Origin of the sequence: Enterobacter cloacae complex sp. 342H5 (genome assembly GCF_050030905.1) — a bacterium.
Taxonomy (GTDB): Bacteria; Pseudomonadota; Gammaproteobacteria; order Enterobacterales; family Enterobacteriaceae; genus Enterobacter; species Enterobacter intestinihominis.
The window spans coordinates 4,100,140-4,123,317 of sequence record NZ_JBLGVB010000001.1 but is presented as its reverse complement, the minus strand read 5'-3'; the positions used below and the strand labels follow the sequence as shown (position 1 = coordinate 4,123,317).

Sequence of the window (23,178 nt, the reverse complement as noted above, 5' to 3'; positions counted from 1 at the left end):
GGTCGTCTGAGAAGTTACGGAGAGTAAAAATGAAAGTTCGTGCTTCCGTCAAGAAATTATGCCGTAACTGCAAAATCGTTAAGCGTGATGGTGTCATCCGTGTGATTTGCAGTGCCGAGCCGAAGCATAAACAGCGCCAAGGCTGATTATTTCGCATATTTTTCTTGCAAAGTTGGGTTGAGCTGGCTAGATTAGCCAGCCAATCTTTTGTATGTCTGTACGTTTCCATTTGAGTATCCTGAAAACGGGCTTTTCAGCATGGTGCGTACATATTAAATAGTAGGAGTGCATAGTGGCCCGTATAGCAGGCATTAACATTCCTGATCAGAAACATGCTGTGATCGCATTAACTTCGATCTACGGCGTCGGCAAGACCCGTTCCAAAGCCATTCTGGCTGCAGCGGGTATCGCTGAAGATGTTAAGATCAGTGAGCTGTCTGAAGAACAAATCGACACGCTGCGTGACGAAGTTGCCAAATTTGTCGTTGAAGGTGATCTGCGCCGTGAAATCAGCATGAGCATCAAGCGCCTGATGGATCTTGGTTGCTATCGCGGTTTGCGTCATCGTCGTGGTCTGCCAGTGCGCGGTCAGCGTACTAAGACCAACGCACGTACCCGTAAGGGTCCGCGCAAACCGATCAAGAAATAATCGGGGTGATTGAATAATGGCAAAGGCACCAGTTCGTGCACGTAAACGTGTAAGAAAACAAGTCTCTGACGGCGTGGCTCATATCCATGCTTCTTTCAACAACACCATCGTTACTATTACTGATCGTCAGGGTAACGCATTGGGTTGGGCAACAGCCGGTGGTTCCGGTTTCCGTGGTTCTCGCAAATCCACTCCGTTCGCAGCTCAGGTTGCAGCAGAGCGTTGCGCTGAAGCCGTAAAAGAATACGGCATCAAGAATCTGGAAGTTATGGTTAAAGGTCCGGGTCCGGGTCGTGAATCTACTGTTCGCGCTCTGAACGCCGCTGGTTTCCGCATCACGAATATTACTGATGTGACTCCGATCCCTCATAACGGTTGTCGTCCGCCGAAAAAACGTCGCGTATAACGCTCGTTTTTTAGGTTAGTTGGAGATAGAAAATGGCAAGATATTTGGGTCCTAAGCTCAAGCTGAGCCGTCGTGAGGGCACCGACTTATTCCTTAAGTCTGGCGTTCGCGCGATCGATACCAAGTGTAAAATTGAACAAGCTCCTGGCCAGCACGGTGCGCGTAAACCGCGTCTGTCTGACTATGGTGTGCAGTTGCGTGAAAAGCAAAAAGTTCGCCGTATCTACGGTGTGCTGGAGCGTCAGTTCCGTAACTACTATAAAGAAGCAGCACGTCTGAAAGGCAACACAGGTGAAAACCTGCTGGCTCTGCTGGAAGGTCGTCTGGACAACGTTGTATACCGTATGGGCTTCGGCGCGACTCGTGCTGAATCACGCCAGTTGGTTAGCCATAAAGCAATCATGGTAAACGGTCGTGTTGTTAACATCGCTTCTTATCAGGTTAAAGCGAATGACGTTGTTAGCATTCGTGAGAAAGCGAAAAAGCAATCTCGCGTGAAAGCCGCTCTGGAGCTGGCTGAGCAGCGTGAAAAGCCAACCTGGCTGGAAGTTGATGCTGGCAAGATGGAAGGTACGTTCAAGCGTCAGCCTGAGCGTTCTGATCTGTCTGCGGACATTAACGAACACCTGATCGTCGAGCTTTACTCCAAGTAAAGCTTAGTACCAAAGAGAGGACACAATGCAGGGTTCTGTGACAGAGTTTCTAAAACCGCGCCTGGTAGATATCGAGCAAGTGAGTTCGACGCACGCCAAGGTGACCCTTGAGCCTTTAGAGCGTGGCTTTGGCCATACTCTGGGTAACGCACTGCGCCGTATTCTGCTCTCATCGATGCCGGGTTGCGCGGTGACCGAGGTTGAGATTGATGGTGTACTTCATGAGTACAGCACCAAAGAAGGCGTTCAGGAAGATATCCTTGAAATCCTGCTCAACCTGAAAGGGCTGGCGGTGAGAGTTCAGGGTAAAGATGAAGTTATTCTTACTCTGAATAAATCTGGCATTGGCCCTGTGACTGCAGCCGACATCACCCACGACGGTGATGTTGAAATCGTCAAGCCGCAGCACGTGATCTGCCACCTGACCGATGAGAACGCAGCTATTAGCATGCGTATCAAAGTTCAGCGCGGTCGTGGTTATGTGCCGGCTTCTGCCCGAATTCATTCGGAAGAAGATGAGCGCCCAATCGGCCGTCTGCTGGTCGACGCATGCTACAGCCCTGTAGAGCGTATTGCCTACAATGTTGAAGCAGCGCGTGTAGAACAGCGTACCGACCTGGACAAGCTGGTCATCGAAATGGAAACCAATGGCACAATCGATCCTGAAGAGGCGATTCGTCGTGCGGCAACCATCCTGGCAGAACAACTGGAAGCTTTCGTTGACTTACGTGATGTACGTCAGCCGGAAGTGAAAGAAGAGAAACCAGAATTCGATCCGATCCTGCTGCGCCCTGTTGACGATCTGGAATTGACTGTCCGCTCTGCTAACTGCCTCAAGGCAGAAGCTATCCACTATATCGGTGATCTGGTACAGCGTACCGAGGTTGAGTTGCTGAAAACGCCGAACCTGGGTAAAAAATCTCTTACCGAGATTAAAGACGTGCTGGCTTCACGTGGTCTGTCTCTGGGCATGCGCCTGGAAAACTGGCCACCAGCAAGCATTGCTGACGAGTAACCGGATCACAGGTTAAGGTTTTACTGAGAAGGATAAGGTCATGCGCCATCGTAAGAGTGGTCGTCAACTGAACCGCAACAGCAGCCATCGCCAGGCTATGTTCCGCAACATGGCAGGTTCACTGGTTCGTCATGAAATCATCAAGACGACCCTGCCTAAAGCGAAAGAGCTGCGTCGCGTAGTTGAGCCGCTGATTACTCTTGCCAAGACTGACAGCGTTGCTAATCGTCGTCTGGCATTCGCCCGTACTCGTGATAACGAGATCGTGGCAAAACTGTTTAACGAACTGGGCCCGCGTTTCGCGAGCCGTGCCGGTGGTTACACTCGCATTCTGAAGTGTGGCTTCCGTGCAGGCGACAACGCGCCGATGGCATACATCGAGCTGGTTGATCGTTCAGAGAAAGCAGAAGCTGCTGCAGAGTAATCTGTAGTAACGTAAAAAAACCCGCCTCGGCGGGTTTTTTTATATCCGCAGAATCTCCACTTATCTACAATGTCTGTATCTTTTCTGCTCATCCCCTGGAGTTCATTATGTGGTTGCTCGATCAGTGGGCTGAACGCCATATTAGCGATGCCCAAAACAAAGGCGAGTTTGAAAATCTCCCCGGTAGCGGTGAGCCACTGGTGCTGGACGATGATTCACACATTCCCCCTGAATTACGAGCCGGTTATCGCTTACTGAAAAATGCAGGTTGTTTACCCCCTGAACTTCAGCAACGCAATGAAGCCGTCGAGCTTGCCGATCTGCTTAAAGGCATTCATAAGAATGACCCGCGGTACTCCGAAATCAGCCGTCGTTTAGCGCTCATCGAAATAAAACTGCGCCAGACGGGAATGAATACTGACTTTTTGCATGGTGAGTACAGTGAAAGGTTAATGCAAAAAATAAACGAGGAGTAGCCATGTACCGCATAGGTGAACTTGCTAAGCTTGCTAACGTAACGCCGGATACTATCCGCTACTACGAAAAGCAGCAGATGATCGATCATGAGGTCAGAACAGAAGGTGGATTTCGCCTTTATACGGATAACGACCTGCAACGCCTTCGTTTTATCCGCTATGCCCGGCAACTCGGCTTCACGCTGGAGTCGATCCGTGAACTGCTGTCGATCCGTATCGATCCTGAACATCATACGTGTCAGGAATCTAAAAGCATCGTTCAGGCCCGGCTGGATGAAGTTGAAGGACGAATTCAGGAGCTGCAGGCCATGCAACGATCTCTACAAAGGCTGAATGACGCGTGCTGCGGTACTGCTCACAGCAGTGTTTATTGCTCAATACTGGAAGCCCTTGAACAGGGCGCCAGTAGTGAAACTCAGGGTTGTTGATTTTTTATCAGCCACGGACTAGACTCCTGCCGACATTAACTATGCTCAGGAGAAATGATGAGCCGCTATCAGCATACTAAGGGACAAATTAAGGATAACGCCATTGAGGCATTGCTTCACGACCCGCTTTTTAGACAGCGTGTTGAGAAGAACAAGAAGGGAAAAGGGAGTTATTTGCGTAAAGGTAAACATGCACAACGTGGTAATTGGGAGGCCAGTGGCAAGCAAGCTAATCGCTTTTTTACCACTGGCCTTTCTGTTTCTCTCGCCTGATTAAACGCGGTTATTCTGCTCTTTTAACAGATCGCGAATTTCAGTCAGTAAGACTTCTTCTTTAGTTGGTGCTGGCGGGGCAGCAGCCGGTTCTTCTTTTTTACGGTTAAGTCTGTTGATAAGTTTGATCGCCATGAAAATGGCAAATGCCACGATCACGAAATCAAATACGTTCTGAATGAATACGCCGTAGTGCATTACAACCGCAGGGATATCGCCCTGAGCTTCCCGAAGGGTGAAGGCGAATTGTTTGAAATCAATGCCTCCAATCAACAGTCCTAACGGCGGCATAATAATGTCGGCGACTAATGATGAAACGATCTTACCGAACGCCGCACCAATAATGACACCCACAGCCAAATCCACCACATTCCCGCGCATCGCAAATTCGCGAAATTCTTTAATAAAACTCATTATGTTCTCCTTGTGCCAGCTGACGCCTATAAGTTTAACAAATGATTAGCTAATTGCCATTGGGGATAAATAATCATTATGAAAAATAAAAGGCATGAAAATTAGAAGGTTAATATTTGGGTGCCCTCGTCTGAGCACCCAAATCATTACAGGAAGAACGGGCTTGGCTGGAATAAACGCTCGACGTCGGTAATAAATTTTTTATCGGTCAGGAACATAATAACGTGGTCACCCTGCTCAATACGTAAATTATCATTGGCGATCATCACATCATTACCTCGCACTACTGCGCCGATAATGGTGCCTGGTGGAAGTTTAATTTCATCGATTGCGCGACCAACAACGCGTGACGTCGTTTCATCCCCGTGAGCGACGGCTTCAATGGCTTCAGCAACACCACGACGAAGAGATGACACGCCGACAATATCCGCTTTACGCACATGGCTTAGCAGGGCAGAGATGGTGGCTTGCTGGGGTGAAATAGCAATATCAATTACGCTACCCTGTACCAGATCGACATAAGCCTTACGCTGGATAAGCACCATAACTTTTTTCGCCCCCATACGTTTAGCGAGCATGGCGGACATAATATTCGCTTCGTCGTCGTTGGTGACGGCAATAAAAAGATCAACCTGATCGATATGCTCTTCGGCCAGCAATTCCTGATCCGAAGCATCGCCATAAAACACGATGGTATTCTGAAGTTTTTCAGCCAGCTCTGACGCGCGTTGTTGATCCCGTTCGATCAGCTTCACGCTGTAGTCTTTTTCCAGCCGTCTCGCCAGACCTGCGCCAATATTACCGCCGCCAACCAGCATAATACGTTTATACGGTTTTTCGAGACGCTGTAGTTCACTCATCACCGCACGGATATGCTGAGAAGCCGCAATAAAGAAGACTTCATCCCCGGCTTCTACAATGGTGGAACCTTGCGGACGAATAGGTCTGTCGTGACGGAAAATCGCCGCAACACGCGTATCGATATGTGGCATATGCTCGCGCATTGTCGACAGGGCATTACCAATCAGCGGGCCCCCGTAATAAGCCTTCACGACCGCCAGGCTTACTTTCCCTTCAGCAAAGTTCACAACCTGCAACGCGCCCGGGTACTCAATCAGACGATAAATACTGTCGATAACCAGCTGTTCAGGCGCAATAAGATGGTCGATGGGTACCGCTTCGGAATTAAACAGCTTCTCCGCATCCCGGACATAGTCCGGAGAACGAATGCGGGCGATGCGGTTTGGGGTGTTGAAAAGCGAGTAGGCCACCTGACATGCAACCATGTTGGTTTCATCAGAACTGGTTACTGCAACCAGCATGTCGGCATCGTCCGCGCCCGCTTCCCGAAGCACACGTGGATGAGAGCCGTGCCCCTGAACAACGCGGAGGTCGAACTTGTCCTGCAAAACGCGCAGGCGATCGCCATTGGTATCCACAATGGTGATATCGTTGTTTTCACCCACGAGATTTTCCGCCAGCGTTCCGCCAACTTGCCCTGCGCCCAGAATGATAATTTTCATCTTTCGTGACCTGTTCTCAACATCACTCTTTGATTAGCTTAGCGTAAAAGAAGCCATCACCCTCTTCTGCGCCCGGCAGGTTTTGCAGACCCGGGTGCTCAGGCGTTCCCGTATCGTGCAGCATAGCGTCCGGGGTGCGTTTCAGGAAAGCCGCAATTTGCTTACTGTTCTCTTCCGGGAGAACAGAGCAGGTTGCATACACCAGGGTTCCGCCGGGTTTGAGATGCGGCCAGATGGCATCCAGAATTTCGGATTGCAACTGGGCAAGCTCCTTGATATCACGATCGCGACGCAGCCATTTGATATCGGGATGACGACGAATCACGCCGGTTGCTGAGCAGGGGGCGTCCAGCAAAATGCGATCGAACCGGGTATCACCACACCAGTCAGCGGGTTTGCGTCCATCGCCTTGCTTAACCTGTGCTTTCATACCCAGACGCTTAAGGTTGTCATAGACGCGTGAAAGGCGCTGCTCATCAACATCCACGGCCATCACGCTGGCCTGCGGCGCCACTTCCAGGATGTGCGTTGTTTTCCCCCCTGGCGCTGCACAGAGATCGAGGATCTGCTCCCCGTCTTTCGGCTCAAGCCAGGTCATGCAGCCCTGAGCAGATGCGTCCTGTACCGTTACCCAGCCCTCTTCAAAACCGGGTAATGCATGTACCGGTGCAGGGGAGGCTAAACGAACCGCATCAGGATAAGCAGCGTGTGTGAAGCCGCTCATTCCGGCCTCTTCCAGCAGGGCCAGCCATGCGTCGCGTGTATGATGGTTACGATTGACGCGTAACCACATCGGCGGACGTTGATTATTGGCATCCACAATGTCTTGCCATTGCTGTGGGTAGGCTTTTTTAAGGCGATTCAGCAGCCATTCAGGGTGAAGGAAGCGCGCTTCGCTTTGCGCAAATTCTGCCAGCAGTTCGTCCTGCTGACGCTGGAACTGACGCAGCACGCCGTTGATCAATCCTTTTAGCTGAGGACGTTTAATCGCAACGGCACCCTCCACTGTCTCGGCCAGCGCAGCATGAGGTGGAATGCGGGTATGAAGAAGCTGGTAGAAACCGACCATGATCAAATAATGCACGGTACGCTGCTTGCCGCTCATCGGGCGTGACATCAGCTTGTTAATCAACCACTCAAGCTGAGAGAGGGTGCGCAGCACGCCAAAGCACAGCTCCTGGAGCAGGGCTTTGTCTTTATCGGAAACCTTTTGTTGCAGTGGAGGCAGGACATTACTCAGTGACTGGCCCTGCTCGATAACCTGCTCAACGGCCTGAGCCGCCATAGTGCGTAGATTTTGTCTTTTCATAACCGTAAAAATAAAAATGCCCGGAAACACCGGGCCTTAAGAATAAATTTGTTCAGGCAAGGCGATTGCCAGGGATGAACCATTCACGACGAGAATTTAATAGATCCTGCGCGCTCATTGCCTTTTTACCGGCCGGTTGCAGCGATTCAAGATTCAGTATCCCTTCTCCGGTCGCAACCTGGATACCGTTTTTGCTGGCGTCGATAATCGTACCGGGCTCTGCCGATGCATTGCCGTTAATAACTGAAGCTTTCCAGACTTTCACTGGCTGCTCATCAATCATCAACCAGCTCATCGGCCATGGATTAAAGGCGCGGATGCAGCGTTCGAGTTGAGCTGCTGACAGGGACCAGTCGATCCGGGCTTCTTCTTTACTCAGTTTCTCAGCATAGGTCACCTGTGCCTCATCCTGCACTTCAGGTGTCGCTGTATTGTCAGCAAGCTGTTGCAGCGTCTCAATCAGCCCCTGCGGGCCGAGATCCGCCAGCTTGTCATACAGCGTGGCGCTGGTATCTTCTGCGGTGATGGGACACGCCAGTTTATACAGCATGTCGCCCGTGTCTAAACCTACGTCCATCTTCATGATTGTCACGCCAGTTTCAGCATCGCCTGCCCACAGAGCGCGCTGAATAGGGGCTGCACCACGCCAGCGTGGGAGCAAAGAACCATGAACGTTAACACAGCCAAGGCGGGGCATATCAAGTACCGCTTTCGGCAGAATGAGGCCGTAAGCCACAACTACCATCACGTCCGCGTTCAGGTCTGCCACTAACTTCTGGTTTTCCTCAGGTCGTAATGACGCAGGCTGGAAAACCGGTAAACCATGTGTTTCTGCCAGTACCTTAACCGGGCCAGGCATCAGTTTTTTACCGCGGCCAGCCGGACGGTCCGGCTGAGTAAATACGCCAACAATCTGATGGCCAGACGTTAACAGCGCGTCGAGATGACGCGCTGCAAAATCAGGGGTACCCGCGAAGATTATACGTAGTGATGTAGACACGTTATTCCTTGTATCCGGGGGCGTTAAGCGCGAGAACGCAAACGATCCAGTTTCTCAACTTTCTGACGAATACGCTGTTGCTTCAGAGGTGAGAGGTAATCGATAAACAGTTTACCGACCAGGTGATCCATCTCATGCTGAATGCAAATTGCCAGCAGATCGTCGGCTTCCAGCTCAAACGGATTGCCGTCACGATCCAGTGCGCGGATTTTAACTTTTTCGGCACGTGGCACCAAAGCGCGCTGTTCAGGGATAGACAGACAGCCTTCCTCAATACCTGTTTCGCCGCTTTTTTCCAGCAGCTCAGGGTTGATCAGCACCAGGCGCTCATCACGATTTTCAGAAACGTCGATCACAATAATACGTTTGTGAATGTCTACCTGGGTCGCGGCAAGGCCAATGCCTTCTTCAGCGTACATGGTATCGAACATATCATCGACGATACGCTGAATTTCTGCATTCACTTCTTTAACCGGTTCCGCGACGATGCGAAGGCGCTCGTCAGGAATATGTAACACTTGCAAAACTGCCATAAATTTCCAGAGTCGTGTTCAGGAGTTGATAAGAATATTACTTCTATTCTAGACAAATCCCCGGTCGATTGACAGCATCAGTGACCAATCGCAAAGATTGCTGAGGCTGCTTATGGCAGGGAAAAGGATGACGTCCACAGAGATATGGTTACGGCTTATAAACATCGGGTCGTTATACGGTGATGCGATGCTGGAGATTGCGCAGAGGCTGCTTCGCCAGGCAACCGTCGATGCTGAAGCCGTCAACGCGTCAGGGCTTTCGCCCAAACATGCCGTAAAGTTTTTTTCGTTCAGCGAGAGTGAGCTTGAACGTAGTCTGGAATGGCTGGAACACGCCGACAACCACCTTCTCACGGCGGATGATCCTCGCTTCCCGCCATTGTTGCGTTCTATCCCTGATTTTCCCGGGGCGCTATTTGTGAGAGGCCGCGTTGACGTGCTTAATAGCATGCAGCTTGCGGTAGTGGGCAGCCGTGCGCCCTCGTGGTATGGCGAGCGTTGGGGGAAAATGCTGAGCGAACAGCTGTCCCAATGTGGCTTTACGATCACCAGTGGCTTGGCTTGCGGCATCGACGGTGTAGCACATCATGCGGCGTTGTCCGCAAAAGGGCGAAGTGTCGCCGTGCTTGGCAATGGTCTTTTTAGTCTCTATCCGCGTCGTCATCATATTCTGGCTGAGCAACTTATTGCTTCAGAGGGGGCAATAGTGTCTGAGTTTTCACTCTCAACACCGCCCAGACCGGGTAACTTTCCACGGCGTAACCGGATCATCAGTGGGTTAAGCCAGGGTGTGCTGGTGGTCGAAGCTGCGATTCGGAGTGGATCGCTGGTTACCGCAAGGTGCGCACTGGAGCAGGGGCGTGAAGTTTTTGCGCTGCCCGGCCCGTTGGGGAACCCCGGCTGCGAAGGCCCTCACTGGCTGATAAAACAGGGGGCGACGCTGGTGACCTGCAAAGAAGATATCCTTGAAAATTTGCAGTATGGACTGCATTGGTTGCAGGATGATCTCCAAAAGCGACATATTTCATCGGATCAGGAGGCAGTAGCATTGCCATTTCCCAAGCTCCTGGCTAACGTAGGAGATGAGGTAACACCTGTTGACGTTGTCGCTGAACGTGCCGGCCAACCTGTGCCAGTAACGGTAGCACAGCTACTCGAACTGGAGTTAGCAGGGTGGATCGCAGCTGTACCCGGCGGCTATGTCCGATTAAGGAGGGCATGCCATGTTCGACGTACTGATGTATTTGTTTGAGACTTACATCCACAACGAAGCAGAAATGCAGGTGGATCAGGACAAATTAACACGGGATCTGACCGACGCAGGTTTTGAGCGGGAAGATATATATAATGCGTTGATGTGGCTGGATAAGTTGGCTGATTATCAGGACGGCCTCGCCGAACCGATGCAGCTTGCTTCTGACCCATTGTCTGTGCGCATCTATACAGCTGAAGAGTGTGAAAGGCTGGATGCCAGCTGCCGGGGATTCATTTTATTCCTCGAGCAGATTCAGGTGCTAAACCTCGAAACGAGAGAGATGGTGATAGAGCGCGTCATGGCGCTGGATACTGCTGAGTTTGAACTGGAAGATCTGAAATGGGTGATCCTGATGGTTCTGTTCAACATTCCAGGCTGTGAAAATGCCTATCAGCAAATGGAAGAATTACTCTTTGAAGTGAATGAAGGTATGCTGCATTAATTCTATGTGCAGCAACAAGAGTTGTTATGGCCAAATCAGCACTCTTCACGGTGCATAAAAACGAGCCCTGCCCACAGTGCGGGGCAGAACTTGTTATTCGGTCCGGGAAACACGGTCCGTTTCTCGGTTGTTCACACTATCCGGAATGTGATTATGTCCGTCCCCTGAAAAGCCAGGCGGATGGACATATCGTCAAAATTCTGGAGGGACAGCTTTGTCCTCTCTGTGGCGGTGAACTGGCGCTGCGGCAGGGGCGGTTCGGGATGTTTATCGGATGCAGCCGCTACCCGGAGTGTGAACATACGGAACAAATTGATAAGCCAGATGAAACGGCAATTGCCTGCCCTCAGTGCCAGCGTGGCCAATTGGTGCAGCGGCGCTCTCGTTATGGCAAGACCTTCCATTCGTGCGATCGCTATCCTGAATGCCAGTTCGTCATCAATTTCAAACCAGTAGCGGGCGTCTGCTCTCATTGCGATTATCCGTTACTTATAGAGAAGAAAACCGCGCAAGGCTTGAAACGCTTTTGCGCCAGTAAACAATGTGGAAAGCCGGTTTCGGCGGATCAAATCAGTGAATAATAACCTGCCATCAGGCTCCATCGCGCAGGCGGTGGAAATCCTGAAAAAAGAAGAAGTCATCGCCTATCCAACAGAAGCCGTTTTCGGGGTCGGGTGTGATCCTGACAGCGAAGTCGCCGTTAACCGTCTGCTGGCGCTAAAACAGCGGCCTGTCGAAAAAGGATTGATTTTGATCGCTGCGAACTACGAGCAGCTTAAGCCTTATATTGATGATTCCATGCTGACACCTGCACAGCGGGAAACCATTTTCTCTGCGTGGCCTGGTCCCGTGACGTTTGTTTTTCCTGCACAGCCGACAACGCCGCGCTGGTTAACCGGGCGTTTCGATTCACTCGCGGTACGTGTCACCGACCATCCGCTGGTGGTGGAGTTATGCCAGGCATTTGGTAAACCTCTGGTTTCAACCAGCGCCAACCTGACCGGGCTTCCCCCTTGTCGGACAACCGAAGAAGTTCTGGCGCAGTTCGGGAATGATTTCCCTGTTGCCGTGGGTGAAACCGGTGGTCGTCTTAACCCGTCAGAAATTCGCGATGCCTTGACCGGCGAACGTTTTCGCCAGGGATAATGTGATGGAAACCTATGCTGTTTTTGGTAACCCGATCGCGCACAGCAAGTCGCCTCTGATCCATCGGCTGTTTGCGGAGCAATTGCATATAGATCACCCGTATGGTCGGGTTCTTGCGCCTGTTGATGCATTTATACCGACGCTGAATAGCTTTTTTGATGCGGGTGGTAAAGGTGCGAACGTCACGGTGCCTTTTAAAGAAGAGGCTTTCGGGCGCGCGGATGAACTGACCGAACGTGCGTCGCTCGCTGGCGCCGTCAATACTCTTAAGCGGCTTGAAGATGGTCGCCTTCTGGGCGATAACACCGATGGGATTGGTTTACTCAGCGATCTGGAGCGATTGTCGTTTATTAAACCAGGCTTTCGGATCCTGCTGATCGGCGCGGGTGGCGCCTCGCGCGGCGTATTGCTTCCTCTTCTTTCGCTGGATTGTGCGGTGACAATCACCAACCGTACTTTCTCCAGAGCAGAAGAGCTGGCGGCGTTGTTCGCACACACAGGCAGCGTAGCTGCGGTAGCACCTGACGATCTCGCGCGTCACGAATTTGATCTTGTGATTAATGCCACCTCAAGCGGTATTAATGGAGAGATCCCGGCGATTCCTGCATCCCTGATTCATTCCCACATCTACGCCTATGACATGTTTTATCAAAAAGGGAAAACGCCCTTTCTGACCTGGTGCGAACAACAGGGGGCAAAACACGTGGCTGATGGTCTGGGAATGCTGGTGGGGCAGGCGGCTCATGCGGTGCTACTCTGGCATGGCCTGTTACCCGCTGTAGAACCGGTGATTGAAAAGCTGAAACAGGAAATGACGGCGTGAATCAGGCGATTCATTTTCCCGACAGAGAAATCTGGGATGAAAACAAGCAAGCGGTTTGTTTCCCGGTGCTGGTGCATGGAATGCAGCTCACCTGTGCGATTAAAGGGGAAACGTTGCTTCAGCGCTTTGGGGGGGCAGATCCGTTAGCGGTCTTTTGCGAAAATCGCTGGGACCTGGAAGAGGATGCCAGCGATTTGATCCGCGATCAGCAGGAAGACGATCAGGGTTGGGTCTGGTTATCCTGATCCAGATAGTCATTTTTCCATTTAACGTAATTGTTCGCTGAGTATTTCAATCCTTCGATCTCCGTCTCTTTTAGGGGGCGGATCTGTTTAACCGGGCTGCCTAAATAGAGATACCCACTTTCAAGACGCTTGTTTTGCGGAACAAGACTCCCTGCGCCAATCATTACGTCATCTTCTACAATGACGCCATCCAGCAAAATCGATCCCATCCCAACGAGAACCCTGTTACCGATCGTGCAGCCGTGGAGCATCACTTTATGGCCGACGGTAACATCTTCCCCAATAATGAGCGGGTTGCCCTCAGGGTTATAAGATGACTTATGAGTCACATGCAACACGCTGCCGTCCTGAATATTGGTGCGTGCACCGATTGCAACGTAGTTAACATCGCCCCGGATCGCGACAAGTGGCCAGATGCTGACATCATCGGCCATGCGAACATCACCAATGACCACGCTGATGGCATCGATCATCACGCGATCGCCTTTTTGGGGGAACAGATCTTTATAAGGACGTAATACTGCAAACATATCTACCTCGATACAGATGAGCGTTATTAAAGAAGACTTTGATCGTATTCCTGGAGCGAGGCAAGGCAAAATGCGTCAATTTTTAAGCGGATCGGGTGGGTTTTCAGCGAAAAGCACGGAAAATCATCAGTTGGAAAAAAAGATCTAAAAAATACTTGTGCTAAAAACTGGGATCCCTATAATGCGCCTCCATCGACACGGCAGATGTGAATCACTTCACAGACTACCCGGTCGGTTGAAGAGAAAAATCCTGAAATAACGGGTTGACTCTGAAAGAGGAAAGCGTAATATACGCCACCTCGCGACAGAGCGCTGAAGCGCGTCGCAACTGCTCTTTAACAATTTATCAGACAATCTGTGTGGGCACTCAAAGTGACATGGATTCTTAACGTCCTCGGACGAAAAATGAATACCAAGTCTCTGAGTGAACATACGTAATTCATTACGAAGTTTAATTCACGAGCATCAAACTTAAATTGAAGAGTTTGATCATGGCTCAGATTGAACGCTGGCGGCAGGCCTAACACATGCAAGTCGAACGGTAACAGGAAGCAGCTTGCTGCTTCGCTGACGAGTGGCGGACGGGTGAGTAATGTCTGGGAAACTGCCTGATGGAGGGGGATAACTACTGGAAACGGTAGCTAATACCGCATAACGTCGCAAGACCAAAGAGGGGGACCTTCGGGCCTCTTGCCATCGGATGTGCCCAGATGGGATTAGCTAGTAGGTGGGGTAACGGCTCACCTAGGCGACGATCCCTAGCTGGTCTGAGAGGATGACCAGCCACACTGGAACTGAGACACGGTCCAGACTCCTACGGGAGGCAGCAGTGGGGAATATTGCACAATGGGCGCAAGCCTGATGCAGCCATGCCGCGTGTATGAAGAAGGCCTTCGGGTTGTAAAGTACTTTCAGCGGGGAGGAAGGCGACAGGGTTAATAACCCTGTCGATTGACGTTACCCGCAGAAGAAGCACCGGCTAACTCCGTGCCAGCAGCCGCGGTAATACGGAGGGTGCAAGCGTTAATCGGAATTACTGGGCGTAAAGCGCACGCAGGCGGTCTGTCAAGTCGGATGTGAAATCCCCGGGCTCAACCTGGGAACTGCATTCGAAACTGGCAGGCTAGAGTCTTGTAGAGGGGGGTAGAATTCCAGGTGTAGCGGTGAAATGCGTAGAGATCTGGAGGAATACCGGTGGCGAAGGCGGCCCCCTGGACAAAGACTGACGCTCAGGTGCGAAAGCGTGGGGAGCAAACAGGATTAGATACCCTGGTAGTCCACGCCGTAAACGATGTCGACTTGGAGGTTGTGCCCTTGAGGCGTGGCTTCCGGAGCTAACGCGTTAAGTCGACCGCCTGGGGAGTACGGCCGCAAGGTTAAAACTCAAATGAATTGACGGGGGCCCGCACAAGCGGTGGAGCATGTGGTTTAATTCGATGCAACGCGAAGAACCTTACCTACTCTTGACATCCAGAGAACTTAGCAGAGATGCTTTGGTGCCTTCGGGAACTCTGAGACAGGTGCTGCATGGCTGTCGTCAGCTCGTGTTGTGAAATGTTGGGTTAAGTCCCGCAACGAGCGCAACCCTTATCCTTTGTTGCCAGCGGTCCGGCCGGGAACTCAAAGGAGACTGCCAGTGATAAACTGGAGGAAGGTGGGGATGACGTCAAGTCATCATGGCCCTTACGAGTAGGGCTACACACGTGCTACAATGGCGCATACAAAGAGAAGCGACCTCGCGAGAGCAAGCGGACCTCATAAAGTGCGTCGTAGTCCGGATTGGAGTCTGCAACTCGACTCCATGAAGTCGGAATCGCTAGTAATCGTGGATCAGAATGCCACGGTGAATACGTTCCCGGGCCTTGTACACACCGCCCGTCACACCATGGGAGTGGGTTGCAAAAGAAGTAGGTAGCTTAACCTTCGGGAGGGCGCTTACCACTTTGTGATTCATGACTGGGGTGAAGTCGTAACAAGGTAACCGTAGGGGAACCTGCGGTTGGATCACCTCCTTACCTTAAAGAACCTGCCTTTGTAGTGCTCACACAGATTGTCTGATGAAAAGTAAATAGCAAGGCGTCTTGCGATTGAGACTGTACGTCCCCTTCGTCTAGAGGCCCAGGACACCGCCCTTTCACGGCGGTAACAGGGGTTCGAATCCCCTAGGGGACGCCACTTGCTGGTTCGTGAGTGAAAGTCACCTGCCGTCATATCTCAAAACTGACTTGCGAGTCATGTTTGAGATATTTGCTCTTTAAAAATCTGGATCAAGCTGAAAATTGAAACGACACACAGCTCATGTGTGTTCGAGTCTCTCAAATTTTCGCAATCAGAAGTGAAACATCTTCGGGTTGTGAGGTTAAGCGACTAAGCGTACACGGTGGATGCCCTGGCAGTCAGAGGCGATGAAGGACGTGCTAATCTGCGAAAAGCGCCGGCGAGGTGATATGAACCTTTGACCCGGCGATGTCCGAATGGGGAAACCCAGTGCAATCCGTTGCACTATCGTTAACTGAATACATAGGTTAACGAGGCGAACCGGGGGAACTGAAACATCTAAGTACCCCGAGGAAAAGAAATCAACCGAGATTCCCCCAGTAGCGGCGAGCGAACGGGGAGCAGCCCGGAGTCTGAATCAGCTTGTGTGTTAGTGGAACGGTCTGGAAAGTCCGACGGTACAGGGTGATAGTCCCGTACACGAAAGCACACATGCTGTGAACTCGAAGAGTAGGGCGGGACACGTGGTATCCTGTCTGAATATGGGGGGACCATCCTCCAAGGCTAAATACTCCTGACTGACCGATAGTGAACCAGTACCGTGAGGGAAAGGCGAAAAGAACCCCGGCGAGGGGAGTGAAAAAGAACCTGAAACCGTGTACGTACAAGCAGTGGGAGCCTCTTTATGGGGTGACTGCGTACCTTTTGTATAATGGGTCAGCGACTTATATTCTGTAGCAAGGTTAACCGTATAGGGGAGCCGAAGGGAAACCGAGTCTTAACTGGGCGTTAAGTTGCAGGGTATAGACCCGAAACCCGGTGATCTAGCCATGGGCAGGTTGAAGGTTGGGTAACACTAACTGGAGGACCGAACCGACTAATGTTGAAAAATTAGCGGATGACCTGTGGCTGGGGGTGAAAGGCCAATCAAACCGGGAGATAGCTGGTTCTCCCCGAAAGCTATTTAGGTAGCGCCTCGTGAACTCATCTTCGGGGGTAGAGCACTGTTTCGGCTAGGGGGCCATCCCGGCTTACCAACCCGATGCAAACTACGAATACCGAAGAATGTTATCACGGGAGACACACGGCGGGTGCTAACGTCCGTCGTGAAGAGGGAAACAACCCAGACCGCCAGCTAAGGTCCCAAAGTCATGGTTAAGTGGGAAACGATGTGGGAAGGCACAGACAGCCAGGATGTTGGCTTAGAAGCAGCCATCATTTAAAGAAAGCGTAATAGCTCACTGGTCGAGTCGGCCTGCGCGGAAGATGTAACGGGGCTAAACCATGCACCGAAGCTGCGGCAGCGACGCTTATGCGTTGTTGGGTAGGGGAGCGTTCTGTAAGCCGTTGAAGGTGTCCTGTGAGGGGTGCTGGAGGTATCAGAAGTGCGAATGCTGACATAAGTAACGATAAAGCGGGTGAAAAGCCCGCTCGCCGGAAGACCAAGGGTTCCTGTCCAACGTTAATCGGGGCAGGGTGAGTCGACCCCTAAGGCGAGGCCGAAAGGCGTAGTCGATGGGAAACAGGTTAATATTCCTGTACTTGGTGTTACTGCGAAGGGGGGACGGAGAAGGCTATGTCAGCCGGGCGACGGTTGTCCCGGTTTAAGCATGTAGGCGGAGGTTCCAGGTAAATCCGGTACCTTGTTAACGCTGAGGTGTGATGACGAGGCACTACGGTGCTGAAGTGATAAATGCCCTGCTTCCAGGAAAAGCCTCTAAGCATCAGGTAACACGAAATCGTACCCCAAACCGACACAGGTGGTCAGGTAGAGAATACCAAGGCGCTTGAGAGAACTCGGGTGAAGGAACTAGGCAAAATGGTGCCGTAACTTCGGGAGAAGGCACGCTGATATGTAGGTGAAGCCCCTGCGGGCGGAGCTGAAATCAGTCGAAGATACCAGCTGGCTGCAACTGTTTATTAAAAACACAGCACTGTGCAAACACGAAAGTGGACGTATACGGTGTGACGCCTGCCCGGTGCCGGAAGGTTAATTGATGGGGTTAGCGGCAACGCGAAGCTCTTGATCGAAGCCCCGGTAAACGGCGGCCGTAACTATAACGGTCCTAAGGTAGCGAAATTCCTTGTCGGGTAAGTTCCGACCTGCACGAATGGCGTAATGATGGCCAGGCTGTCTCCACCCGAGACTCAGTGAAATTGAACTCGCTGTGAAGATGCAGTGTACCCGCGGCAAGACGGAAAGACCCCGTGAACCTTTACTATAGCTTGACACTGAACACTGGTCCTTGATGTGTAGGATAGGTGGGAGGCTTTGAAGCGTGGACGCCAGTCTGCGTGGAGCCAACCTTGAAATACCACCCTTTAATGGCTGGTGTTCTAACGTAGACCCGTAATCCGGGTTGCGGACAGTGTCTGGTGGGTAGTTTGACTGGGGCGGTCTCCTCCCAAAGAGTAACGGAGGAGCACGAAGGTTGGCTAATCCTGGTCGGACATCAGGAGGTTAGTGCAATGGCATAAGCCAGCTTGACTGCGAGCGTGACGGCGCGAGCAGGTGCGAAAGCAGGTCATAGTGATCCGGTGGTTCTGAATGGAAGGGCCATCGCTCAACGGATAAAAGGTACTCCGGGGATAACAGGCTGATACCGCCCAAGAGTTCATATCGACGGCGGTGTTTGGCACCTCGATGTCGGCTCATCACATCCTGGGGCTGAAGTAGGTCCCAAGGGTATGGCTGTTCGCCATTTAAAGTGGTACGCGAGCTGGGTTTAGAACGTCGTGAGACAGTTCGGTCCCTATCTGCCGTGGGCGCTGGAGAATTGAGGGGGGCTGCTCCTAGTACGAGAGGACCGGAGTGGACGCATCACTGGTGTTCGGGTTGTCATGCCAATGGCACTGCCCGGTAGCTAAATGCGGAAGAGATAAGTGCTGAAAGCATCTAAGCACGAAACTTGCCCCGAGATGAGTTCTCCCTGAGACTTTAAGTCTCCTGAAGGAACGTTGAAGACTACGACGTTGATAGGTCGGGTGTGTAAGCGCAGCGATGCGTTGAGCTAACCGATACTAATGAACCGTGAGGCTTAACCTTACAACGCCGAAGCTGTTTCGGCGAAGAGACAGACAATCAAATTTCAGCCTGATACAGATTAACAGAATTTGCCTGGCGGCTTTAGCGCGGTGGTCCCACCTGACCCCATGCCGAACTCAGAAGTGAAACGCCGTAGCGCCGATGGTAGTGTGGGGTCTCCCCATGTGAGAGTAGGGAACTGCCAGGCATCAAATTTAGCGTGCTGATATGGCTCAGTTGGTAGAGCGCACCCTTGGTAAGGGTGAGGTCCCCAGTTCGACTCTGGGTATCAGCACCACTTTATACTTAGGTTAAAGTTCGGCAAGAAGTAAAAGAATTTGTCTGGCGGCTTTAGCGCGGTGGTCCCACCTGACCCCATGCCGAACTCAGAAGTGAAACGCCGTAGCGCCGATGGTAGTGTGGGGTCTCCCCATGTGAGAGTAGGGAACTGCCAGACATCAAACAAGTAGAAAGGCCATCCGAAAGGATGGCCTTTTTGCGTTATGCCCTCAGCTAAACCAATTTCCTTATCAGATATTCCAACGAGTGCCGTTAATACCTTACTGACGTATTAAAGCGTCTTAACCCAGCTATAAATGAATTCACGGAATGCATAATGCTTACTCGCAGCAGCGTTAAATCAATTCAGTGATTCAGACTGAGGTTGTATAGGTAAGGAAATAGGGCTATAAAAAAACAGGATACTGAATCTAAAAATTATCTGATGATATCTGAGAGGGGAAATATACATCCCTTTGATTAGATAAAATAAAAGCGCGGCGATGGCCGCGCTTTTAAAAGTATTATTTAGTCAGGGCGACAATACCGAGAGTCAGGCCAGCTATTGCTGCGGCGCCACCGGCAATCGCACCTGCTGTTTCCCAGTTATCCTGGGTAGTCCCCTTCATACAGGTATTGGTGTGAACCAGTCGCCCCTGATCGTCGTATACCGGTACACAGGGAGAGTCGTGCGCGCAACCAGCAAGCAGCGCAGCGAGAAGTGCAACGGAAAGGAATCTTTTCATGATGTTACCTCAATATGATCGCTTATTCGCTTAAGAGCCGATGCGGCAATTTACGAATTGATGATTATTTTACCACCGCACTAATACCATACAGCACGGGGAATAATCTCAAATTGTGTGGATTGTAAAAATCATGGAGAAAAAAGAGGGGCGTTGATTATTTATGTAGGAAATGTGAAGAGATGTCTTTTTATTAGAATGCTGACAGGAAATAAAAAAGGCACCAGAGGTGCCTTTATGATTTTCATTAATCCTTATGCTTTGTAAACCGTCTCCGGACAACAACGAAGAAAACAGGAACAAAGAAAATGGCCAGCAGAGTGGCTGACAGCATCCCGCCCATCACGCCCGTCCCGACAGCGTTTTGTGCCCCACTACCTGCGCCACTACTGATGACCAGAGGCATAACACCAAGAATAAATGCCAGAGAGGTCATCAGGATAGGGCGCAGACGCATACGTGAGGCTTCCAGCGTGGCTTCAATAATCCCTTTGCCTTCTTTATCCATAAGATCCTTGGCGAACTCAACGATCAGTATGGCGTTTTTGGCTGATAAACCAATTGTCGTAAGCAGACCAACCTGGAAGTAAACGTCATTGTTCAGTCCACGTATTGATGCAGCCAGAAGCGCGCCGATCACCCCCAGGGGCACAACCAGCATGACCGAGAATGGAATTGACCAGCTTTCATAGAGAGCCGCCAGACACAGGAACACCACAATCAGTGAAATGGCATACAGTGCTGGAGCCTGATTTCCGGAAAGACGTTCCTGATAAGACATCCCCGTCCAGTCGTAGCCAATTCCGGAAGGCAGTTTCGACGCAAGGCTTTCCATCATCTCCATTGCCTCACCGGTACTTTTGCCTGGCGCAGACTCACCGAGGATCTCCATTGATGGCATCCCATTGTAACGTTCCAGACGAGGTGAGCCGTACACCCAGTGAGAGCTACTAAAGGCAGAGAAAGGCACCATTTCGCCGTTAGCACTACGCACATACAGGTCGTTAATATCTCCTGGTAACATACGGAAGCGAGCATCAGCCTGGACATAAACTTTTTTCACGCGTCCATGATCGATAAAGTCGTTCACATAAGTGCCACCCAATGCTGTTGAGATGGTCTGATTGACATCAGATATGCTCACACCCAGCGCCTGGGCCTTCTCCTGGTCGACATCCAGTTTGTACTGTGGCGTATCTTCCAGTCCGTTAGGACGCACGCGGACCAGTAAGTCAGGATGTTCCCTTACCATGCCAAGCAGTTGGTTACGTGCCTGCGTGAGCTGCGTATGTCCCAGGTTTGCCTGGTCAATCAGTTCAAAGTCAAAGCCTGTTGCGGTACCCAGTTCAATAATGGCAGGGAGGTTAAACGGAAATACAAGACCATCTTTGATCTGGCTAAACGCTTTCGTTGCGCGGCTGACAATCGCCTCAACGCCGTTTTCCTTGCCCGGGCGTTCTTCCCATGGCTTCAGGCTGACGAAAGCGATACCGGAGTTCTGCCCCTGCCCGCTAAAGCTAAATCCGTTTACGGTAAAGACCGATTCAACGTTCGCTTTCTCTTTCGTCAGATAATAGTCCTGAACCTGATCGAGTACCTGCTGGGTACGCATCTGCGTCGCCCCTGCCGGCAGCTGAACCATCGTCATAAACACCCCCTGATCCTCTTCCGGCAGGAAGGAGGAAGGCAGGCGCAGGAACAGTACTGCCATGCCGCCGACGATGATGACGTAAACCAGCAGATAGCGTCCGGTCTTACGTAAAATGCCGCTCACGCTGTTGCTGTAGTGCTCCACGCTCTTATCAAAAAGCGCGTTAAACCAGCCGAAGAATCCACCTTTCTTTTCATGATGGTCGCTGGAAACCGGTTTGAGCAGCGTTGCACATAAAGCAGGCGTTAATATCAACGCCACCAGCACCGATAAGGCCATCGCGGAGACAATGGTCAGCGAGAACTGGCGATAGATAGCCCCGGTTGAACCTCCAAAAAATGCCATCGGAATAAACACCGCTGAAAGCACCATGGCAATGCCCACCAGAGCGCCCTGGATTTGCTCCATCGACTTCTGGGTCGCCTCTTTTGGCGGCAGCTTGTCCTCAACCATGACGCGTTCTACGTTCTCAACCACCACGATGGCATCATCGACGAGCAAACCTATCGCCAATACCATCCCGAACATCGTCAGGGTGTTAATGGAGAAACCAAACGCAGCCAGTACCGCAAAGGTACCCAGTAGCACCACGGGCACGGCAATAGTCGGAATAAGGGTTGCCCGCAGGTTTTGCAGGAACAAGTACATCACCAGGAACACGAGAACGATCGCTTCAAACAGCGTCTTCACCACTTCATGGATTGAGATCTTCACGAAAGGTGTGGTGTCGTACGGATAAACGACTTTCAGGCCCTGAGGGAAGAAGGGCTGCAACTGCGCCAGTTTACTCTTAATGGCGGCAGCGGTATCCAGCGCGTTTGCGCCAGTCGCCAGCTTGATCCCGAGCCCCGTTGCTGCCTGGCCATTGATTTTGGTGACCATGTTGTAGTTTTCGCCACCCAGCTCAATGCGGGCCACATCTTTCAGGTGGACCATTGAACCGTCCTGGTTCACCTTCAGCGTCACACGGCCAAACTCCTCCGGCGATTTCAGGCGCGTTTGAGCAATAATTGAGGCGTTCAGTTGCTGCCCTGGTACGGACGGCGTTCCTCCCAACTGGCCCGCAGCAATCTGGTCGTTCTGCGTTTTCAGTTGGTTAATGACATCCAACGGCGTGAGCTGATATTTATTCATCGCGTTGCTGTCAAGCCAGATGCGCATTGCATACTGCGCACCGAACAGCTGCACATCACCGACGCCGGAAGTACGGCTGATCGCATCTTTTACGTTAGAAGCGACATAGTCGGAGATATCATCCTGAGTGAGGTTTTTATTATCCGACACAAATCCCGCGACCAGCAGGAAGCTGCTGCTGGATTTTTCCACGCCGATCCCCTGTTGCTGTACTTCTTGCGGTAGCAGCGGCATAGCGAGCTGGAGTTTGTTCTGAACCTGCACCTGCGCGATGTCAGGATCCGTACCCGACTCGAACGTCAGGGTGATGGTGACGTTACCGGCAGAATCACTGGTGGACGACATGTACATCAGATTGTCGATTCCGTTCATGTTCTGTTCGATAACCTGCGTCACGGTATCCTGGACCGTCTGGGCATCAGCGCCAGGGTAGGTCGCTGTCACCGCAACTGCTGGCGGCGCAATGGTTGGATATTGCGCCACCGGCAGTTTTAAAATGGCCAGCCCGCCCGCAATCATCAGAATGATGGAGAGCACCCAGGCGAAAACAGGCCGTTGAATAAAGAAATTAGCCATCTCGTT

General features: G+C 51.5%; 24 protein-coding genes, 2 tRNA genes and 4 rRNA genes. 22 read left to right on the top strand and 8 right to left on the bottom strand.

Annotated features, from left to right (window positions below; genetic code table 11):
• Window positions 1–29: 29 nt before the first annotated feature.
• From rpmJ to ACQG03_RS19645, 9 genes are all read left to right on the top strand, one after another.
• Window positions 30–146, top strand: coding sequence for a 50S ribosomal protein L36 (gene rpmJ / locus ACQG03_RS19685; protein ID WP_000868187.1), 117 nt, complete (start codon window positions 30–32; stop codon window positions 144–146).
• A gap of 146 nt (window positions 147–292) precedes the next feature.
• On the top strand, window positions 293–649 hold the full coding sequence (gene rpsM, locus ACQG03_RS19680) for a 30S ribosomal protein S13 (protein WP_003863308.1): 357 nt from the start codon (window positions 293–295) through the stop codon (window positions 647–649).
• A gap of 16 nt (window positions 650–665) precedes the next feature.
• On the top strand, window positions 666–1,055 hold the full coding sequence (gene rpsK, locus ACQG03_RS19675) for a 30S ribosomal protein S11 (protein WP_003863312.1): 390 nt from the start codon (window positions 666–668) through the stop codon (window positions 1,053–1,055).
• Window positions 1,056–1,087: 32 nt separating this feature from the next.
• Window positions 1,088–1,708, top strand: a complete 621-nt coding sequence (gene rpsD / locus ACQG03_RS19670; RefSeq protein ID WP_003863314.1) for a 30S ribosomal protein S4 — start codon at window positions 1,088–1,090, stop codon at window positions 1,706–1,708.
• 25 nt (window positions 1,709–1,733) lie between these two features.
• Entirely contained in the window at window positions 1,734–2,723 is a 990-nt protein-coding gene (locus ACQG03_RS19665; protein WP_002919219.1) for a DNA-directed RNA polymerase subunit alpha, read from the top strand.
• A gap of 40 nt (window positions 2,724–2,763) precedes the next feature.
• Window positions 2,764–3,147, top strand: coding sequence for a 50S ribosomal protein L17 (gene rplQ, locus ACQG03_RS19660; RefSeq protein ID WP_001216368.1), 384 nt, complete (start codon window positions 2,764–2,766; stop codon window positions 3,145–3,147).
• Window positions 3,148–3,254: 107 nt separating this feature from the next.
• Window positions 3,255–3,623: a DUF1992 domain-containing protein gene (locus tag ACQG03_RS19655; protein WP_022649586.1), complete on the top strand. Its 369-nt coding sequence runs from the start codon at window positions 3,255–3,257 to the stop codon at window positions 3,621–3,623.
• Window positions 3,624–3,625: 2 nt separating this feature from the next.
• Entirely contained in the window at window positions 3,626–4,051 is a 426-nt protein-coding gene (gene zntR, locus ACQG03_RS19650) for a Zn(2+)-responsive transcriptional regulator (RefSeq protein ID WP_003863328.1), read from the top strand.
• A gap of 57 nt (window positions 4,052–4,108) precedes the next feature.
• Entirely contained in the window at window positions 4,109–4,324 is a 216-nt protein-coding gene (locus ACQG03_RS19645) for an alternative ribosome-rescue factor A (protein ID WP_022649585.1), read from the top strand.
• On the opposite strand, the gene mscL is transcribed toward ACQG03_RS19645, so the two are convergent.
• From mscL to def, 5 genes are all read right to left on the bottom strand, one after another.
• A complete protein-coding gene (gene mscL / locus ACQG03_RS19640) occupies window positions 4,325–4,738 on the bottom strand; it encodes a large-conductance mechanosensitive channel protein MscL (protein WP_003863335.1) in 414 nt (137 codons plus the stop codon).
• Window positions 4,739–4,884: 146 nt separating this feature from the next.
• The gene (gene trkA / locus ACQG03_RS19635) at window positions 4,885–6,261 is read right to left on the bottom strand and encodes a Trk system potassium transporter TrkA (RefSeq protein ID WP_003863337.1); all 1,377 of its coding nucleotides are present in this window, start codon (window positions 6,259–6,261) and stop codon (window positions 4,885–4,887) included.
• 22 nt (window positions 6,262–6,283) lie between these two features.
• On the bottom strand, window positions 6,284–7,570 hold the full coding sequence (gene rsmB / locus ACQG03_RS19630; protein WP_063163994.1) for a 16S rRNA (cytosine(967)-C(5))-methyltransferase RsmB: 1,287 nt from the start codon (window positions 7,568–7,570) through the stop codon (window positions 6,284–6,286).
• 52 nt (window positions 7,571–7,622) lie between these two features.
• Complete coding sequence (fmt, locus tag ACQG03_RS19625; protein WP_023298756.1) at window positions 7,623–8,570, bottom strand: methionyl-tRNA formyltransferase; 948 nt, start codon at window positions 8,568–8,570, stop codon at window positions 7,623–7,625.
• Window positions 8,571–8,593: 23 nt separating this feature from the next.
• Window positions 8,594–9,103 carry a peptide deformylase gene (gene def / locus ACQG03_RS19620; protein ID WP_006812188.1) on the bottom strand — a complete coding sequence of 170 codons (510 nt, stop codon included), beginning with the start codon at window positions 9,101–9,103 and terminating at the stop codon, window positions 8,594–8,596.
• A gap of 127 nt (window positions 9,104–9,230) precedes the next feature.
• Here def and dprA point away from each other — a divergent pair, with 127 nt between their 5' ends.
• From dprA to ACQG03_RS19590, 6 genes are read left to right on the top strand one after another with little or no spacing between them, the layout of a single operon-like run.
• Window positions 9,231–10,355: a DNA-protecting protein DprA gene (gene dprA, locus ACQG03_RS19615; RefSeq protein ID WP_032626756.1), complete on the top strand. Its 1,125-nt coding sequence runs from the start codon at window positions 9,231–9,233 to the stop codon at window positions 10,353–10,355.
• Window positions 10,327–10,800, top strand: coding sequence for a DUF494 family protein Smg (gene smg / locus ACQG03_RS19610; protein ID WP_000460665.1), 474 nt, complete (start codon window positions 10,327–10,329; stop codon window positions 10,798–10,800). Before dprA ends, smg begins: the two co-directional genes overlap by 29 nt.
• A 26-nt stretch (window positions 10,801–10,826) precedes the next feature.
• On the top strand, window positions 10,827–11,381 hold the full coding sequence (locus tag ACQG03_RS19605) for a DNA topoisomerase family protein (RefSeq protein WP_023298754.1): 555 nt from the start codon (window positions 10,827–10,829) through the stop codon (window positions 11,379–11,381).
• Window positions 11,374–11,946, top strand: a complete 573-nt coding sequence (gene tsaC, locus ACQG03_RS19600; protein ID WP_022649580.1) for an L-threonylcarbamoyladenylate synthase type 1 TsaC — start codon at window positions 11,374–11,376, stop codon at window positions 11,944–11,946. The genes ACQG03_RS19605 and tsaC overlap by 8 nt, the downstream gene beginning before the upstream one ends.
• 4 nt (window positions 11,947–11,950) lie before the next feature.
• Window positions 11,951–12,769 carry a shikimate dehydrogenase gene (gene aroE, locus ACQG03_RS19595; protein WP_063163992.1) on the top strand — a complete coding sequence of 273 codons (819 nt, stop codon included), beginning with the start codon at window positions 11,951–11,953 and terminating at the stop codon, window positions 12,767–12,769.
• The gene (locus ACQG03_RS19590; RefSeq protein ID WP_032626752.1) at window positions 12,766–13,014 is read left to right on the top strand and encodes a DUF1488 domain-containing protein; all 249 of its coding nucleotides are present in this window, start codon (window positions 12,766–12,768) and stop codon (window positions 13,012–13,014) included. The genes aroE and ACQG03_RS19590 overlap by 4 nt, the downstream gene beginning before the upstream one ends.
• Here ACQG03_RS19590 and ACQG03_RS19585 read toward each other — a convergent pair.
• Window positions 12,990–13,544 carry a gamma carbonic anhydrase family protein gene (locus ACQG03_RS19585; RefSeq protein ID WP_063163993.1) on the bottom strand — a complete coding sequence of 185 codons (555 nt, stop codon included), beginning with the start codon at window positions 13,542–13,544 and terminating at the stop codon, window positions 12,990–12,992. The genes ACQG03_RS19590 and ACQG03_RS19585 overlap by 25 nt on opposite strands.
• A 16-nt stretch (window positions 13,545–13,560) precedes the next feature.
• On the opposite strand from ACQG03_RS19585, the gene ACQG03_RS19580 reads away from it, so the two are divergent.
• The 7 genes from ACQG03_RS19580 (at window position 13,561) to rrf (ACQG03_RS19550) (ending at window position 19,243) form a co-directional block, all read left to right on the top strand.
• The gene (locus ACQG03_RS19580; protein ID WP_257000462.1) at window positions 13,561–13,692 is read left to right on the top strand and encodes a hypothetical protein; all 132 of its coding nucleotides are present in this window, start codon (window positions 13,561–13,563) and stop codon (window positions 13,690–13,692) included.
• A gap of 325 nt (window positions 13,693–14,017) precedes the next feature.
• A 16S ribosomal RNA gene (locus ACQG03_RS19575) occupies window positions 14,018–15,559 on the top strand.
• Window positions 15,560–15,643: 84 nt separating this feature from the next.
• A tRNA-Glu gene (locus ACQG03_RS19570) sits at window positions 15,644–15,719 on the top strand.
• A 182-nt stretch (window positions 15,720–15,901) separates the two neighbouring features.
• A 23S ribosomal RNA gene (locus ACQG03_RS19565) occupies window positions 15,902–18,807 on the top strand.
• A 71-nt stretch (window positions 18,808–18,878) separates the two neighbouring features.
• Window positions 18,879–18,994 (top strand): 5S ribosomal RNA (rrf, locus tag ACQG03_RS19560).
• A gap of 14 nt (window positions 18,995–19,008) precedes the next feature.
• Window positions 19,009–19,084 (top strand) — tRNA-Thr (locus ACQG03_RS19555).
• A 43-nt stretch (window positions 19,085–19,127) separates the two neighbouring features.
• Window positions 19,128–19,243: ribosomal RNA gene (gene rrf / locus ACQG03_RS19550) — 5S ribosomal RNA — on the top strand.
• Together the 16S, 23S and 5S rRNA genes with 2 tRNA genes alongside form the textbook arrangement of a ribosomal RNA operon.
• 346 nt (window positions 19,244–19,589) lie before the next feature.
• Here rrf (ACQG03_RS19550) and ACQG03_RS19545 read toward each other — a convergent pair.
• Together ACQG03_RS19545 and ACQG03_RS19540 are read right to left on the bottom strand one after the other, a co-directional pair.
• On the bottom strand, window positions 19,590–19,811 hold the full coding sequence (locus ACQG03_RS19545) for a lipoprotein (protein ID WP_003860364.1): 222 nt from the start codon (window positions 19,809–19,811) through the stop codon (window positions 19,590–19,592).
• A gap of 247 nt (window positions 19,812–20,058) precedes the next feature.
• Window positions 20,059–23,172 carry an efflux RND transporter permease subunit gene (locus ACQG03_RS19540; protein WP_022649576.1) on the bottom strand — a complete coding sequence of 1,038 codons (3,114 nt, stop codon included), beginning with the start codon at window positions 23,170–23,172 and terminating at the stop codon, window positions 20,059–20,061.
• Between the last annotated feature and the right edge of the window lie 6 nt (window positions 23,173–23,178).